Genomic DNA, 16,608 nt, shown 5'->3' with positions numbered 1-16,608 from the left:
TTCACTGATTGGATGATCAATCTTCTATTCCCACTCGATAGTTGCAGGCGGCTTAGACGTAATGTCATACACGACGCGATTTACATGGTTTACTTCATTAACGATTCTCGTCGAGATGATTTCAAGTACATCCCATGGGATTCTCGCCCAATCGGAAGTCATTCCGTCAATGGATGTAACCGCTCGGATCCCGATTGTGTAATCGTACGTACGGGCGTCGCCCATTACCCCTACACTACGGATGTTAGGAAGCACTGTAAAGTACTGCCAAATTTCACGTTCCAAACCATTCTTTTTAATTTCTTCACGTAAGATATGGTCAGACTCACGAACGATTTCAAGTTTTTCATCTGAAATTTCGCCTAATACACGAATGCCTAAACCAGGACCTGGGAATGGTTGACGCCAAACGATTTCATCTGGAATGCCCATTTCACTTCCAAGTGCACGCACTTCATCCTTGAATAAAGTGTTCAATGGCTCGATCAATTTAAATTGCATATCTTCCGGCAAACCGCCAACGTTGTGATGCGATTTAATTGTTTGTGCAGTAGCCGTCCCACTTTCAATAATGTCTGTGTAAAGTGTTCCCTGAGCAAGGAAATCAATGCCTTCGAGCTTCGTTGCTTCGTCATCGAATACGTAGATGAATTCGTTGCCGATGATTTTCCGTTTTTGTTCCGGATCTGAAACGCCAGCAAGTTTCGATAGGAAACGTTCTGATGCATCGACCTTGATTACGTTCATATTGAAGCCCTCACTGAATGTTTCCATTACACCTTCGGCTTCTCCTTTACGTAGTAATCCATGATCAACGAAAATACATGTTAACTGATCGCCAATCGCTTTATGAATCAAAACAGCAACAACGGATGAATCCACTCCGCCGCTCAATGCGCATAACACTTTTTTATTTCCGACAGTTTGACGGATTTTCTCCATCTCGACTTCAATGAAGTTCTCCATTGACCAGTCACCTTTGCAACCACAAACGCCGAATACGAAATTTTTCAAAATGTCATTTCCATAAACTGAATGACGGACTTCCGGATGGAATTGTACGGCATACAATTTACGTGACTCGTCACTCATGGCCGAAATTGGGCAAGATGGGTTCGTTCCATCAATCTTGAAACCTTCAGGCGTTTCCACCACTAAATCACCATGGCTCATCCAGACGATTTGTTCTTTCGGCAGATCACTGAATAACTTGGACTCATTTTGGATGGCAAGTGCCGCTTTTCCGTATTCACGGTTTTTCGCTGGTTCCACTTTTCCGCCAAAATGTTTAGTCATAAGCTGCATGCCATAACAAATACCGAAAATCGGTAGGCCCATTTCGAATATGCGTTCATCACAACCAAATGCAGTTGCATCATAAACACTATTCGGGCCCCCTGAGAATATTATTCCCGTTGGGTTCATTTTCTCGATTTCCTCTACAGTAATTGTATGAGGATGAAGCTCACTGTACACACCAAATTCACGGATACGACGAGTGATCAATTGGTTATATTGGCTTCCGAAATCAAGTACTACGATCATTTCCTGGTTCTTTTGCAATTCTGTTTTCCCCGGCACAAACGTCACCTCTATTAATGTAATTCACTCATAAAATCGAGTGATACTTTCTTATAAAAAATATTATCATAAAAAAAGAAAAACTAAAAATCCACCCTCAAAAATACACAAAAAGTATAGACGAAGGCAGATTTTCAGCTTTCCTGTTAAAATCCGCCTTCATAGTCAAATCATTTACGGTGATTCGGTAGAAACTTTCGATCCATATTATCGAGGATATATGAAGGATATATTAGTTTAAGTTAGTTTTTGTTATTGTATCAATATAATAAAAACCTGGTCAAGAGCTAGTTTTTCTCATTAAGCTTTCCCAACCCTTTTGAAAGTGTTTCCATTCGCGATCTTCCACGTCTCCACGATATATCATTAACTCGTATGCAGCCGTCAATTCACTCATCTCATCTGTATCGTACACTACATCCACATAGGCGGCATACTCCCTTAAAGTTTGCCCCTCCGGACGAACTAAACCTGCTCGCTTTAATTGTTTCAGTAATATTAAATATGCTGTCGTAAAACGAGCACCTGATTTGTTTCTATAATGAAGAATCTGCAGATATGGAATCCACTTCCTTCTGGAAAAATAACCCATTGAAACAAGAATCATTACACTTAACAGTGTGATGGCAGTCCATTTTAAGAGCCCTTCCATGCCCCCAATACCCCCAATACCCATTTTGCCTGAGCTTTGAGTTTCCCTATCGGGTGTATTCTGGCGTTCCCTGGTCTCTTTCTTTGTTTGTCTTTCCTTAGTTGGGCCAGAGTTCTTGATCTCTTCCTGTTTCAATTCCGAATCGTAAAATTCAACTTCCCCATCGAAACCCTTTGTCGGCTCGAAGGGGACCCAGCCTATCCCTGAAAAATAAACCTCGGCCCAGGAATGTGCATTATTATTGGTCACCTTATAAACAGATTCACCATCATGGATTGATTTTTCCCCTTCCGTATAACCCTTTACCCACCTGGCAGGTATATTGGCGGCACGAAGTAAAACGACCATTGCACTTGAATAATTATCACAATACCCTTTCTGCGTCTCGAATAAAAATTGATCGACATAATCTTGATTTGTCTCCGGATACGGAATATCGTCCTTTGAATAAATGAATTCAGGTCCGTCAAAATAATCCTCAATTGCTTTTGCTTTATCGTACCAATTCGATTCATTTTTTGTAAGTCGGGATCCCAATTCGTAGATCCGGTTTGGCAATCCCTCTGGAAGCTGTGTGTTTTTTTCCATTAACAAATCCATCGATTCGTCAGGTTCTGTGGTTTTCCTTAACTCAGCTATATCAAAACTCGGCATATCATAGACCAGCTCATACTCTTTCATGACCAGTCTTTCGCCATTTTCCCGTTCAGAAATGACCTTGTCCATACCCTGATAATATTTGAAATCGATTCCGCTTTTGGACTCAATCTTTTTTAAATACCCTGACTGCGGATGAATTATATGGGAATATGATTCCGTCATGGACAGTTTTGCTGTCATTTCTTCTGTTTTAACCACTTTAGGAACGTCATAAATATTTAAAGATGCCATATCCTGACCGTTGGAAAAAGAGTGAAAGTCCTTTTCCAGTATGGAAACCCATCCTTTCCCGGTATAAACATCCTTGTTCTCCACTTTCCAATAATGTCCTGCAGGTGCATTATTATAAAAAACGGTGGAACTATCTGGCTCTATCGAACCGCCAAGATCCGAATCGTCTTCATCATATCCGACACTTTTCCCCTTCGAACTACCGTCTTCTTTCAGGGCTTTATCAGAATAAGAAGTAATATAAGGCACTGGGTCCGGCCACTGCGGAGAGAGTTTTGGGGCACCGAAACCAACAAGGACACTTACCGATATCATTCCGGTCAGCATCAAGATCCATTTATTTATGGAAACCATCGGAAACCTAATCATCTCCTGTATCGTTAGACGCAGCAGGGACAGCAGACCGAGCATCAAGAACCCGATGCTGATGATTCTTATCATTGCCTTATCCCCCACATAGGGAGTGAATGTATCTAGTACAGAAATGAAAATCACCGTTAACATAAAAAAGAAAAAGATGCTTTGCCTCACCATCACCCAGTAATGGATCAAATACGATACAAGCCAAAGAAGGGTAAAAAACAGAAACGTCCGAAATGGATTTGTTATCAATTCCCAATTCCCATCGTATATATACCCTAGGTTTCCCGAAAAATCCACTAGAAATCCTTTCAACCATGATAATTGAAATAAAGCGGTTTTCGAATGAAGGAACTGTAAAGAAATCATTATATAAGCACTAATGAGAATAAACCGGATTGACCAATGCACGCGGAAATAGTGCAGCAGTAAGGAAAAAATCAAAAATAGAACAAAAATGATGATATTCCCTGTATCGGTGAGTTTATCGACAGGCCTTAACCACTCAGTGATCAACAACAGACCAAAGATATATAGGAGGACATGCATGAACCTTTCCAACTTTTCGGTAGTGACTTTCATTCCGCCATCACCTCTGATAAATCACATTTTAGTTGGCCATGTTCAAAAAAGCTAACCTTTATCCCCCTCGAGACTGCTGTAGATCTTGACATTTTTTCCTCATCAGTAAGATCTTCCGGTTTCTTCACACATAACATCAATCCATTATTAGCAAGGGAAGCACTCAACATGTCCACCTTTTCTAAGGTTAAGTCTGAAACAATGAATATCACAGCAGCGTTTGCCGGAAGGATCCCCTTCCATATCTTTTCGTCCAATGCGTTTACCTCACTTGGTTCTTCTTTAGCAAGTCGGTAAAAAATCTTTCGTCTATGGTTATTGCCTGCTCCTGTCGGTATAATTACCCTCGATCCCATACTTGCATACCCGATCTCCATGCCTTTTTTTAACATGGCATGTGCGATGGAAGCCGTCATTACAATGGATTCTTCTAATAAATCCGAAGGCTTATTATCAAGCACGATGAATAAATCCCGGTTTTTCTGCACTTCGAATTCCTTCGTCATGATTTCACTCGTTCTAGCCGTCGCCTTCCAGTTAATCCATGACAATTGATCGCCTGGCTGATACTTCCTTACCCCGGAGACCACTGAATGTTCCCGTTGTGTTTTCTTTGTTGAACCCACCGCCCCCTGATTGAACACTCGATCAAGATCACTGTAGGCAAGCTCATGATATGGAGGGAAAACAGTTATTTTCAAAGGTGAGCTATATATCGCCTCCTTTTCAAAGAGCCCGAAAAAATCCCCTATCCTGAAGCGGATCGATTGAAACGAATGTTCTCCGCGGGGCAAGTTTTCCAATGTATATGACATACTGAAGGTACGCTTGAACCCGGGAAAGATCATTATTTTCCTTTGGAATCCGCTATCTTCCATCCTCTGAGGCAATTCCTCCTCCACCAACATAAATAATAGGGGCATTAGGTTTTTACGGGTAAATGTCAAGACTATTTCAACAGAATCGCCTGGATAGCATTCCCGTTTATTGCTCTTTCTCTCAACGGTAAAGGCATGCAGCGGATAAAACAGCAGGATCGCAGCGTAAGTAGAAAATGGCAAAAACGAATAAAAAATAAACCAACTGACAAAACCACCTTGAAACATTGCAAAGCAAAAGGTAACGACCATGAGTGATACCAGTCCGATCACACTCATATTTCCCCTTGAAATGCTGATGAATTTGCCCATTAAGTCACAACCCGCTTTACAGGCACTTGAGTCATCGCGACAATTTCATGTATCACCATCCCGGTATCGAATCCATCATAATCCGCTTCGGGTTTCAAAATAAGCCGGTGGGAGAATACGAATGGAACTAAATATTGAACATCGTCCGGTAAAACATAGTCCCTGCCCTGGATCAAAGCGTATGCTTGGGCTGCCTTCATCAACGCTATCGATCCACGCGGGCTTACCCCTAAATAAACCCCTTCATGCGTACGGGTTTGATTCGCCAATTCAACAATATAACGTTTTATTGTATCATCCACTATCACCGCTTTTACCTCTGCCTGTAATGATATCAATTCAACTATGGTGATGACGGATTCCAGCTCTTCAAGCGGTGCCATATATTGAGCCCTATGAAGTACCTCTATCTCTTCTTCCACATCTGGATAGCCAATGTTCATTTTTAATAGGAATCTATCCAATTGAGCCTCTGGAAGCGGATATGTTCCCTCATACTCACTGGGGTTTTGTGTCGCCATTACGAAAAAGGGCTTATCCAATCCTCTTGTGATACCATCAATCGTCACACTTGCCTCTTCCATGGCTTCAAGCAAGGCAGACTGCGTTTTAGGCGAGGTCCGGTTAATTTCATCGGCTAAAATAATATGGCCCATTATCGGTCCTGGCCTAAAAACGAATTCTTGTTCCTTAGGATTAAAGATTGAAACACCCGTTACATCAGAAGGCAGTAAATCAGGCGTGAATTGTATACGCTTAAAGCTTGCACCAATTGATTTTGCCAGCGCCCTTACCATGACTGTCTTTCCCACACCCGGAACATCCTCCAATAAGACATGTCCACCGGAAAGAAGTGCCACGATGCTTAGTTCTGCTATATCCCGTTTTCCGACAATCACCTTTTCGATATTACCCAGAACCATTTCAAGTTTCTGATTGACCTGCTTATAACTCATTCTCTACCTCCTGAGATTTCCCTTTCATTTCATATCTTTTCTATATCAATGCCAACACGCTGTTTACATTAAGATCCAATTAAACCTTACATTGTAAGTTTACTAGATATTCAGTAATCCATAAACGAATTTCTCTAAATATATTAATACCGCTTAATGAATAAGGTATGGCAAACTGTTGCTAATAGGTGCTGCCTTGTCAGCTTATTAGGGAATTCGGTTTAAAACCGAAGCTGTTTCCGCAACTGTAAGTGCTACTGATATAAGATGCGTACCACATATTCGAGGATGTAATCACACGCCGATTGCCGGCCACATAGCCCAAACGGGAAGGTTCTTAGAGTAAAATGACGCACGAGCCAGGAGACCTGCCTTTTTTTATCGTATTATGCTCTTCGGAAGATAGGAGATCTACGGCTCCTTCACCTTTTTTCTACTACAGATACATAGATGCCCGATGCCGGCCAAACCTCTTGGTCGGCTTTTTGTTTTGCTGCAAAAAGCGATACGGAGGTCATTCACCCAACTACGATGATGTGTATGGAGATATCGGGCAGATCGCAAAAGTCATGGGCGTTACCGAGGAAGGGGGTAAATTAGTGAAGGATATCAAATCCAAATTGCAAGTGTCGAGGAAAAAGCGGAAACTTTAAATGAAAAGGAACAAACATAATTTGAAATTAGTCCTGCTCCGGAAATCCATACACCAGGAGGGCCGTGAAAAATGATGACACCCATTTACTTGATGAAATATCATATCCCGTCCTGGACCAAGGATCGGGGAAGCTGCTGAACCCGGAGCAAAAACCGCTTATCCCGACCTGGTCAAATAACTCAGAAAGAAAGGATACTCCGGTCATTAGGCAATAAATCTACCCTCACATGATCTATTTATCTTAAGGAATTAAAAATGCACCAACTTCCTTTCTTTCTTGTTTATGCTAAAATAAATGCAATCCACTCATAAGATATAAGAGGAACTGATGAACATGTATAAAAAATTCTTCATTTTGATCTTCGCAGCCGCCCTTCTTTTAGGGCTTATTAAAACCATTACGGATATGTAGCAAAAACAGCCCGAGTCCTGACATTAGTCAGGACTCGGGCTGTTTTCATTTTCGTTTAACCTCTCCATTAAACTTACCCATTTTCGGGATAAGGATAAAAAACAAACAAACAACAGAAAGTGCCAAAACGATGCCGAGCAATATCGTCAGGTCAAAATTAAGGGAAGGCTCTGTTTCTTCTTCGCTTCTCGTTCGAATGCTGACTTCCGAGAATAATCCAAGCTGTTCTGATTTTGAAGCGATGGTATTATTTTGATTCTTCGTTACCGGAGAAAGAAACAGTGAATCCTTCACCGAATCCATGACATCATATTTCCCTCTTTCAAAAGTAAGGTCCTTTTGTTCTTCAGGCAATCTCCGCTTCTGCTCCAACAATCCTTCCTCATGGAAATATTCCGTTTGAATATCAATATCATTTTCTTGATATTCATTGGGCTCCACCATGGGTTCCTCTTCTGCCCCGCCATGCGGTGTATGGCTAAAGAACATGAAGAATAAGACTGCCATTACGTATTTAATCCACTTCATGGGCCATTTCTCTTCTTTCTGTAAGACGCTTCACTATATATGGAATGACCGTTCCGATAAGCGTCAGTACAATCAAAATGATAATAGCCGGAATGAATGCCGACTGATTACCGAATTGAATGGACATGTATGCGTCTGCAACCGGGTGATCGACATTGAAATTAGGCATGATTAAATCCAATAATGGAATGGTAAAGAAACTGATTAAACCAATCACAAGGATAGAACCGACAAACGGACCAATTGAGAAGGCAAGCCGGGTAAACGCTGAACAGAAGAATAAAAGCAGGACAGTGAAAACGGTCCATTTAATCTCCTGCATATCGCCCAGTGGATAAATCTTCAAACCATATATGCTGATTATTAAACCTACGCTCAGATTCAATAAGGTAAACAAAGCCGCATGGACCATCATTGGCATGGTTTCATAATGATGCAGGAAGAAACCGATCAATAACCCAGAAATGAGTATGATCACCAACATGACAATTGGCGGGATATTGACCTTTTCCTGATGAAGGACTTCCCCGCTGATTTGAACGGGATTCGCTAAATATTCATACACATACCCGTTCTGCTGATCATCGACTAGAGTGTTGTTCAAGACACTATATACGTCCGTCTTGATTTTTACGGTTGAGTCTACATTTTGGGACCAATTATCATTAAGCTGATCGGCCCTTTCCTGTACGGACCCCACTTTCGCTTGCAGGTCTGCCGTTTCCTTCGTAACCGTGTCTTGTCGTTCCGCTACAGAATTGACAAGGGCGGAAATGAAGCCGACAGTTGTTGCCGTATTGTCTTGAAGTGAGACAAACATTTCACCATCAAGGTTCACTGGAGGTTCCGTCCCTATTTCAGGATCTCCCATATGATCTGATAAATTGGCAGATACTCCTTGAGCCCGTTCGGTAATTGCCGCCAATTCAGCTAAAGTTGCTTTCTGCCCTGATTCGACGTTTGCATCATATTCCTTCATATAACCCATAATGGAGTCGGAGAACATCCGAAAGTTTTCATTGACTCCTGCCAAACTTGCTTTGACGAGTTTTGCTTCTTCATCTACATTTCCGGAAACCCCAATTTTCAAGTTTTCCAATTCTTTTATATTGGCTGCAAAAACCTTTTCTACATTTGCTTCCGTGACTCTTTGAGCCAATTCTCCATAAGATGAGAGTGAACCATAATAGGCAAGGAGGGTAGTTGAATCCCGGTTAGTGATAGGTTTTTCAAAGGCCTTCACCAACATTGCCCGCCTTTCTCCCCCCACTTTTTCAAGGAGTGCCTGTTCGAGATTCTTGATCTCTGTGATGGTCTCGTCAATTGTCATACTCTGGATATCCTGTAATTTTTGAATATCTTCCTGTGACTTCTTCCACTGATCACCTAAATCCTTATAATTCGTGCCAAGATCATTATAATCAGTCTGTAATTGCGTAAACTGTGCAAGCAGATCATTATATGAATCTACCAGTGTATTAAATTCCGTTATCACTTCATTATAATTTCCCGTTCTGCCGTTTACCGTTCCGCTAAGATTATTGATTTCAGTTTGGAGTTCTGCTGTAAGAATATTGATTTGTTCAGCAGTTCCTTCACTCCCCTCTGCCGGCACCAAACTTTCAAGTGCCGTGTTGATGCCATTTATTTGATCCAGCAGTCCCTGTAGCGACAGTTCATCAATCGGGTCCTTCTTTGAAGGAGCAGCCTCCGATTCACCTTTACCCGTTTCCGTTTCAATATCTTCTATAGATGTCGTTCCGTCACCAATAATTCCCCCATCACCAGAGCCGCTTGCAAGATTTCCTCTTTGCATAAGCAAGGTAGACTGAAGGTTTTCAAGACCCGCCTCTTCAGATTGTTTGAATTGTTCAATCGAGCTTTGTTGATCTTGGGTGATTTTCGTAATTTGTTCTACTTGTTTGTCTTTCATGTTTGTTGAAAACTCTTCCAATTCATTATTACTAGAATCAAGTTTCTGCTGCATGACTTCAACATTCCCATTAATGCCTTGGTCATTTAGACTGTATTTCGTATTCATCCCTTGCTGAATCTCAGGTACAGATTGGTTCCCCTCATTCAACACCTTGTCATATGATTGTACACTGTCCATGATAAGCTGCTGATTTTGGGCCGAGGTTTTCTCAAAAAGGTTACTTTGAGCTTTTTGATATTCCTCAAAAGAGGCTACATCCTTTACAAAGGAAGCCATCTGGGCTTTAGTGTTCCCTATTTCACCCATCATTTCATTACCCGTTTTCCCAGCATCCTTCATCTGGGCAAAGACTCCTTCAAGCATGTCCCTATGTTGTTTGATTTCCCCAGCAAGGCTTTCCGAGCTTGGAGTATAAAACTCATACATTGTGTTTTGAAAAGCGATTTCTTTAGCAAGGACATTATCGAACTTCTTACGGATGTCCTCGACTGATTGGGAAACGTAACTCCAATACTGTGTTGAAATATGCTTATTCATTTTATTCTTTGTCTTTTCTAATTCCTTTTGTACCTTCTCCATATTCTCTGCATTCAAACTTGTTTGTACCTTGTACTTAATTCCCGCCTTAACAGGCTGCTCATCATCAAACGTATAAATATTCTCTGAAAAATCGGATGGGAAATATATAACTGCATCATACTTTTCATTTTCAAGTCCACTTTCCGCCGTACTTCTGTTAACCACAAACCACTCATATTCAGAATCCTTGTCCAAGGTAGTAACTAGCTCTGAACCCACGTATATGGGATTATTGTTAAATTCAGTGCCATTATCTTCATTGACAATCGCGATTTCACGAGAAGCCGTTTCTGTCTTTTTCATTGGATTTTGGCCAATATAAGAAAAAAACAGGATGGGCAGCGCTAAGATCACCAGTATTTTACCGATTAATAACATCGGTTTTATTTTTTCAGACACTCTCTTGCACTCTCCTTCTATATTCACTTAGAGGAATTTGGATTTTACTTTCCTGACCGTTTAGTACAAAATATCCGTAACCAGGCTGAATTTCTTCTTCTTTTCTCGAATAGGAGAGCGTATACAAGCTTTGGTCTGATTTTTTAAGAAGCAAAACAGCCTGTCTGACTTGTTTCAATTCAGTTGTCAACGAATCATATCCCTTGGTGAAGTCGTTAGCATTTCCAGCGACGATCAGACTAAATCCTAAATGGCTGTACTGTTTCATCAGGCCACTGATCCTATCCTGAATCCTGCCGTCGATCGTTTGTTGAATCCTTGAAAGGCTATCTATGACAAATATGATGGATGGGAATTCCAGCTGCTTCATCGGTTTCATTTCCAATGCCGCTAGATATTGTCGTTCACGAGCTTCAAAGATTTCAGTGATATGATCGAGCCATTCGGATATCTGATCTTTCGTTTCCACATAACGTACAGTCTCAAAGAAAGCATATGAAGATAGTCCACGATCGACTCCGTCAAACAAACCAATTTCTCCAATTGTCTGTGTAAGCAACGATTCCAATAGCACTTTAAGGACATTCGTTTTCCCTTTACGTGACTGTCCCACGACAAGCAAGAATGGATTGGAATTCAACTCCACGGAAACAGGCGTAACGCTCTCCTCTGACAGCCCGATTGGAATTGAATCCTTCTTAATGGCTTGTGAGCAGTAACTCTTGAAGCTGCTGGAATCAAGACGTGCCGGTAACATCGGAATCGCCGACGGTTTGGCCATTTCCTTATATTTAACCTTATGATCTGCCACGGCCTGTTTCATTTCTTCCAAAACGGCTATATCATCCGCTCCATCGACTGGTAAATAAACCTGCGTGAGATAGGTTTGGTCCTTCTTCACCAACGCCCTTCCCGGAACAGGTTCATTTTCATAGAGGGTCCTCCCCAGAACAGAATATTGTTCCGAACTGTCCATTAAGTAATGGACGACCTTTGTCTTAAGACTATTCATTAACGGCTGGCGAATGGCATTGATTCTCGTTGCCGTTAAAATCATGAAAATTCCAAGTGATTGCCCATCACGTGCAAACTGAATGAGCTGTGCTTCCTGGTCCTGCATTTCATCCTTCACTAAATCAAAATTGTCGACCACGATAAAAATGATCGGCAATTTATCCTCCACTAATGCGTTATAAAGCTTTATGTTACTAAGCTCCCTTTCTGAAAAAAGCTGCTTACGCCTTTCCATTTGCGCTTTCATGAACAACATGAATTTTTCAATTTTCCTTAACTCATCGAATCGAAAGTAATCCCCTGTGTGAGGCAGCTGGCGCAATGGCAGTAAAGCGCTATTCCCGAAATCGAAAATGTAATAATGCAGTTCTTCAGGAGTGAATTGATCTGCAAAACTAAAGAGAAGGGTCAAAACGGTGGTTGACTTGCCGTATCCGGAAGAACCAAAAATCCCAACATTCCCATCCTCAATCCAGTTATAGATATAATTTGTCTGGCTCTGCAATTCGGGCTCATCCTTCATTCCTAGATGGAATTGATACATCGCCAGGCTTGTCTCAGCATTTCTCGATAGACGGTCTTGAAGAGGCTGAAGCCATGGGCTTGCCAACTTCTTAATCTTCATTTCTTCCTGCGTCTTCACAATATGATCCGCAACGGCTTCAATTTCACTTATCTTTTCTTTCCTCTTATTAGTAATTTGTTCCGATACATTTGAGATTTGGACAAGACCAAGGTCTGTGACGAATGCCACTTCATCCTCAGATCCAACCGTATCCTCTAAATATGGTGCACCGCTCCAAGCTGACTGAAACAGTTCATACACCTCATTATTTCCTACCTGCAAATATCCCCGACCGGTGACAGTAATATTTGCGGCATCACTATTTTTAAGAATTTCCTTACTATCATTGGCATCCTGCACTTTTAAAGAAATTTTAAAACGGGCATTGCTCCAAATCTGGTTATCAATAACACCGCCTGGCTTTTGCGTGGCAAGAATTAAATGAACACCCAAGCTCCGTCCAATTCTTGCCGTACTCACTAATTCGCGGATGAAATCAGGTTCTTCGTTTTTAAGTTCGGCAAACTCATCAGATATCAAAAATAAATGCGGTAACGGTTCATCCGCTTTGCCCTCTTTGTATAAATCCGTGTAATCATTGATATGATTGACTTCGTATCGATCAAACATGCGCTGGCGCTTCTTCAATTCGCTATTGATGGAGGCTAGTGCCCTGGCACTGAAGTTCTTGCTTCCCTCAATATTCGTAATGACTCCCAGTAGATGAGGGATCTGCCTGAATGGCTGTGCCATTCCACCGCCTTTATAATCAATGAGCAAAAAAGCAACTTCATGTGGATGATAATGAACGGCTAATGATAGGATGTAAGTTTGCAGTAATTCACTTTTCCCTGACCCTGTCGTCCCGGCAACCAATCCATGGGGGCCATGTGCCTTTTCGTGCAAGTTCAATTCAACCCTATCCGTTTTCCCTTTCAATCCAATCGGTACTGCCAAGGATTTGGAGGACTGATTGGTCCGCCAGTTTTGGCTGATAGGAAGCTCTTCCACTTCACGTGCTTTCAATAATTCCAGAAATGAAACCGTTTCTGGTATTGAATTGTTCATGCCCTTTTGATGATCTAGTGAACGCAGCGTACGTGCATATCGCTCATTTCCTTCTGATGTATGTGCATCAAGTGTAAAAGGAGTATGAACAGCCTTCGTTTGCTGGATGAGAATCTCACCTTCGCGATCATTTATATACTTCACAAGTGTATGGACATTTTCCGTCAAACTCTCTTTTGCATCCGCAGCAAAAATCGTCGAGATACCTAAATCGTCTGTTTTACCTTCTAAATATTCCAATATGACATGCTCTGCAATTAAATTACGATCCGTGACAATAAAGACAAAATGGGGAGTGAATCTCGCTTTCCCTTTGTTCTCATCCATATCTCTTTCCCTCAATAGCTGATAAATCGAAGTCAGCAGCTGATCGCGTGATTGCTCATTGTATATAAAGCCTTTTGCATAGGCATGTGGCAGTTGAAAATGAGGGAGCCATTTCATCCATTCCCATTCTTGGTAATCCTTTTCCGGAAAAATGGCCACAAAACGAACATCATGATAACTATGAAAAAAGGACAGCTGTCCAATCAATTGTTGCAGTTCGCGTTTAACAATCGATTCCTTTCCGACAAGGCCCATCGATCCGCTTGATAAATCGATGGATAACGGAAGACCATCCAGGTTTTTGTATACATCCACAAGTTCCTGCGACTGCTCAAGTAAATCATCTATATCCCGATTGGACATATCGTTACTATTTGCCGAAACCTCATAACTTGAGGGTACGGTCGCCGTTCCGATCTTAAAGTGGAGAGCGTCTTCACTCTCCAACGTTCTCTCCCAAATACGGTCGCTAATACTATCAGTTAGATGCTTCATCCTTTCAAAAGAAGGGTAATGATAGAACAGCACTTTCTTTTGCTTTTCAGACAGCTCTTGCAGTTCTTCCCTCTTCTGGTCTAGATACCTGGTATACACACGTTGACGTTTCTCATCTCTGAATTTTTGCTTCTTTTTGTCTTTAAAGTATTGAACCGTCGAGGTTACTAAAGTCGTTGTGAACATCACAATCGATATGATAATGAAAATGCCCCGAGGCTGAACGATCGTGATGACCCCCATGACAAGAAGCATCATTAACGGCGGCATCAGGATTAACCATAACCCTCTATTATTATCTTCCGATTCTTGGCTTGGAAATGATATCGTCACTTTCTCATCCGGCAATTCATAGATCATCCTTGGTGTCCGGCGATATTGTGGATAGCTTTTCTTCATTTCAGAGATTGGCTTCTTCATTTTAGATAAAGTTGTTTCATAACTCTCCGCACTATGAATCATCAATAGGTCGCCTTCAATCAACCTAAGCAACATATTGGGCCAGCAAATCAGATCACCATTTTGAACGGGAGCAGCCTTCGTTACCTTTTCACCATTCAGGAAAATCCTACTTTTTTCTTTAGGTATGAGAAGCCACTGCCCTTTATGAAGAACAAAGGAAAAGCCATTGCCGGGAACAGGTCCTTCTTTACGGAAGGTTGCTCCCTCCTTGGCCGATATAGTGATTTCTTTCAAGTTGCCAATATAATAGAGGCTTTCTTCCAATTCCCCTGCCGTATAAAAAATCTCGACCGTTTCTTCTCCTTCATGAAAGGTGAAGCTTTGGAATGGTTTTACATCGCCAAGCTTCTTTCCCTCCCTAAACACCTCATATTCATTAAGCCCATCATGTTTTCTCAGCTTGATGGATCCATGTTCAAAGGGAAGGGAATAGACGGTGATCGTATCCTGTTTTGATGGCCCTATCGTAATTGGACCGTTATGATTATCCTTGATCGTATAGGACTGGTAGGTCCCCTTAGAATAAATCCATAATAAACTCATTAAATCTCACCTCCGCAAACACCCAATGCTCACTCTTTGCTTTTCTCTTTTTCTTCAATTGATTTTTTCGAGGAATCCTTACCTTCTTCTTTTACAGCAGGCTTTGCTTCCGCTTCACCTTTATCTTCCGCATTGGAATTTGTTGCAGGCTGGTTCTGTTCTTGCTGTTCCCCATTTTCCTCCATTTGCTTATCCAATTCCTCTTTTTCCTTTCTATATTGGGACAACTCAGTATCGACTTCTTTAATTTGCGTTTCCTTTTCTTCCCCGGAAAGTTTATCGTCTAACTTAATCTGTTCTTTCTGATTTACCAAACCATACATAATCAATTCGCGATCCTCCATGATTCTCGCCAAATCGATCGCATCCTCGTTCATGCCCCTGCCTATATATATCCAATATAGGAGATACTGACTATCGGTTTGCAAGGTGATTGCATTTTCCACATTTTTCTTAGCGACTCCCTCCAACGGTTCGTAAGTGACATAGGACTTCGCCAGTTCATATTGAACGACATACGGCATATTTTTTGGGTCGTAGTTTTCCAAACGGTCAATGACTTCACTGTATTTTTGTTTTAAGAAGCTTTCACCGCTTTCTACATATGCATCCTGCCTAGGTTGGGAGAAGAATAGTGTGTAAATCGTAAAGAACATCAGTGGCACTAGAACGATCATCGTACCCAAAAGAGTATAGCGGCCCATTCTCCATTTTTTCTCAGGGATATGCACAAATGCTTTTTCTTCCTCCTCTAAAGCATCTATCCGTTTTTGAACGACCGTGGATAGTTCATCCCAAGTCCCCGCTGCCAATATACTTTTTGATTCCTTCGATAGTTTTAATGTTTTATAATAAAGCAGATACTCTTCGAAGGTATACTGACCATCCACTAATGCCGAAATCGTTGCCTTCGTTTCTTGAAATAGCTCATCATGATTATGCTCACATGGAGGCATACTGTCTTTTACACCATAATGAAGGAAATATGGGGTCAAGCTTGGATCAAAGACGATATTTTCTGGACAGACGACTAGTTGCAGCCGAGTCAATTCATGATTTCTGATTTTCTTCACGATTTGATAAGACGATACCCATCGACCTAACAGGTTTCTATTTTTAGCTTTGGAAAAAACAAAAAAAGAGGCTGGTGGATTTACTCTGATCTGCACCTCGTCCTCTGTCACTTCTATATGTTTCTGGAGAGCATCATCCGCTTCATGAATAAGCTGTAATTCCAGTGGGTCTTGCATCGATAGTTTTGCCCGTTGGAAAACGAACAGATACCCATTATCATCCTTCACCATTGCAGCTTCTGTTTTTTTCTCCAGATATGGTTTCTCATCCATTCTATGTACTCCTTTACCCCTGCTAAAAGGGCTTTAGACTTTATTCCTATAACGAGCCCACACTTAT

At 41.4% G+C, this 16,608-nt stretch carries 9 protein-coding genes and 2 riboswitches; of the genes, 1 reads left to right on the top strand and 8 read right to left on the bottom strand.

Going from position 1 to position 16,608, the window contains the following annotated elements; all coding sequences use genetic code 11:
- Positions 1 to 24 precede the first annotated feature (24 nt).
- The 4 genes from guaA to UP17_RS01855 all read right to left on the bottom strand — a co-directional run bounded on the left by guaA (position 25) and on the right by UP17_RS01855 (position 6,212).
- Positions 25 to 1,581 carry a glutamine-hydrolyzing GMP synthase gene (guaA, locus tag UP17_RS01870; RefSeq protein WP_061461258.1) on the bottom strand — a complete coding sequence of 519 codons (1,557 nt, stop codon included), beginning with the start codon at positions 1,579 to 1,581 and terminating at the stop codon, positions 25 to 27.
- Between the two features lie 142 nt (positions 1,582 to 1,723).
- Positions 1,724 to 1,825: riboswitch (purine riboswitch) on the bottom strand.
- 36 nt (positions 1,826 to 1,861) lie between these two features.
- Positions 1,862 to 4,066 (bottom strand): DUF4129 domain-containing transglutaminase family protein, encoded by a 2,205-nt coding sequence (locus UP17_RS01865; RefSeq protein WP_061461257.1) that lies wholly within the window; start codon positions 4,064 to 4,066, stop codon positions 1,862 to 1,864.
- Positions 4,063 to 5,256 (bottom strand): DUF58 domain-containing protein, encoded by a 1,194-nt coding sequence (locus UP17_RS01860; protein WP_061461256.1) that lies wholly within the window; start codon positions 5,254 to 5,256, stop codon positions 4,063 to 4,065. Before UP17_RS01860 ends, UP17_RS01865 begins: the two co-directional genes overlap by 4 nt.
- Positions 5,256 to 6,212 carry an AAA family ATPase gene (locus UP17_RS01855; protein ID WP_061461255.1) on the bottom strand — a complete coding sequence of 319 codons (957 nt, stop codon included), beginning with the start codon at positions 6,210 to 6,212 and terminating at the stop codon, positions 5,256 to 5,258. Before UP17_RS01855 ends, UP17_RS01860 begins: the two co-directional genes overlap by 1 nt.
- A gap of 169 nt (positions 6,213 to 6,381) precedes the next feature.
- Positions 6,382 to 6,602, top strand: a riboswitch (cobalamin riboswitch).
- A gap of 327 nt (positions 6,603 to 6,929) precedes the next feature.
- Here UP17_RS01855 and UP17_RS27250 point away from each other — a divergent pair.
- On the top strand, positions 6,930 to 7,082 hold the full coding sequence (locus UP17_RS27250; protein ID WP_155727178.1) for a hypothetical protein: 153 nt from the start codon (positions 6,930 to 6,932) through the stop codon (positions 7,080 to 7,082).
- Positions 7,083 to 7,324: 242 nt separating this feature from the next.
- Here UP17_RS27250 and essA read toward each other — a convergent pair whose 3' ends face one another.
- The 4 genes from essA to essB are packed head-to-tail and all read right to left on the bottom strand — an operon-like array spanning position 7,325 to position 16,541.
- Positions 7,325 to 7,807, bottom strand: coding sequence for a type VII secretion protein EssA (gene essA / locus UP17_RS01850; protein ID WP_061461254.1), 483 nt, complete (start codon positions 7,805 to 7,807; stop codon positions 7,325 to 7,327).
- Positions 7,794 to 10,721 (bottom strand): type VII secretion protein EsaA, encoded by a 2,928-nt coding sequence (gene esaA / locus UP17_RS01845; RefSeq protein ID WP_061461253.1) that lies wholly within the window; start codon positions 10,719 to 10,721, stop codon positions 7,794 to 7,796. The genes essA and esaA overlap by 14 nt, the downstream gene beginning before the upstream one ends.
- Positions 10,714 to 15,195 (bottom strand): type VII secretion protein EssC, encoded by a 4,482-nt coding sequence (gene essC, locus UP17_RS01840; RefSeq protein WP_061461252.1) that lies wholly within the window; start codon positions 15,193 to 15,195, stop codon positions 10,714 to 10,716. Before essC ends, esaA begins: the two co-directional genes overlap by 8 nt.
- Positions 15,196 to 15,224: 29 nt before the next feature.
- Positions 15,225 to 16,541, bottom strand: a complete 1,317-nt coding sequence (gene essB, locus UP17_RS01835; RefSeq protein ID WP_061461251.1) for a type VII secretion protein EssB — start codon at positions 16,539 to 16,541, stop codon at positions 15,225 to 15,227.
- Positions 16,542 to 16,608 lie beyond the last annotated feature (67 nt).

Origin of the sequence: Peribacillus simplex, assembly GCF_001578185.1 — a bacterium.
Taxonomy (GTDB): domain Bacteria; phylum Bacillota; class Bacilli; order Bacillales; family DSM-1321; genus Peribacillus; species Peribacillus simplex_A.
This window is presented reverse-complemented; position numbering and strand designations above follow the sequence as displayed.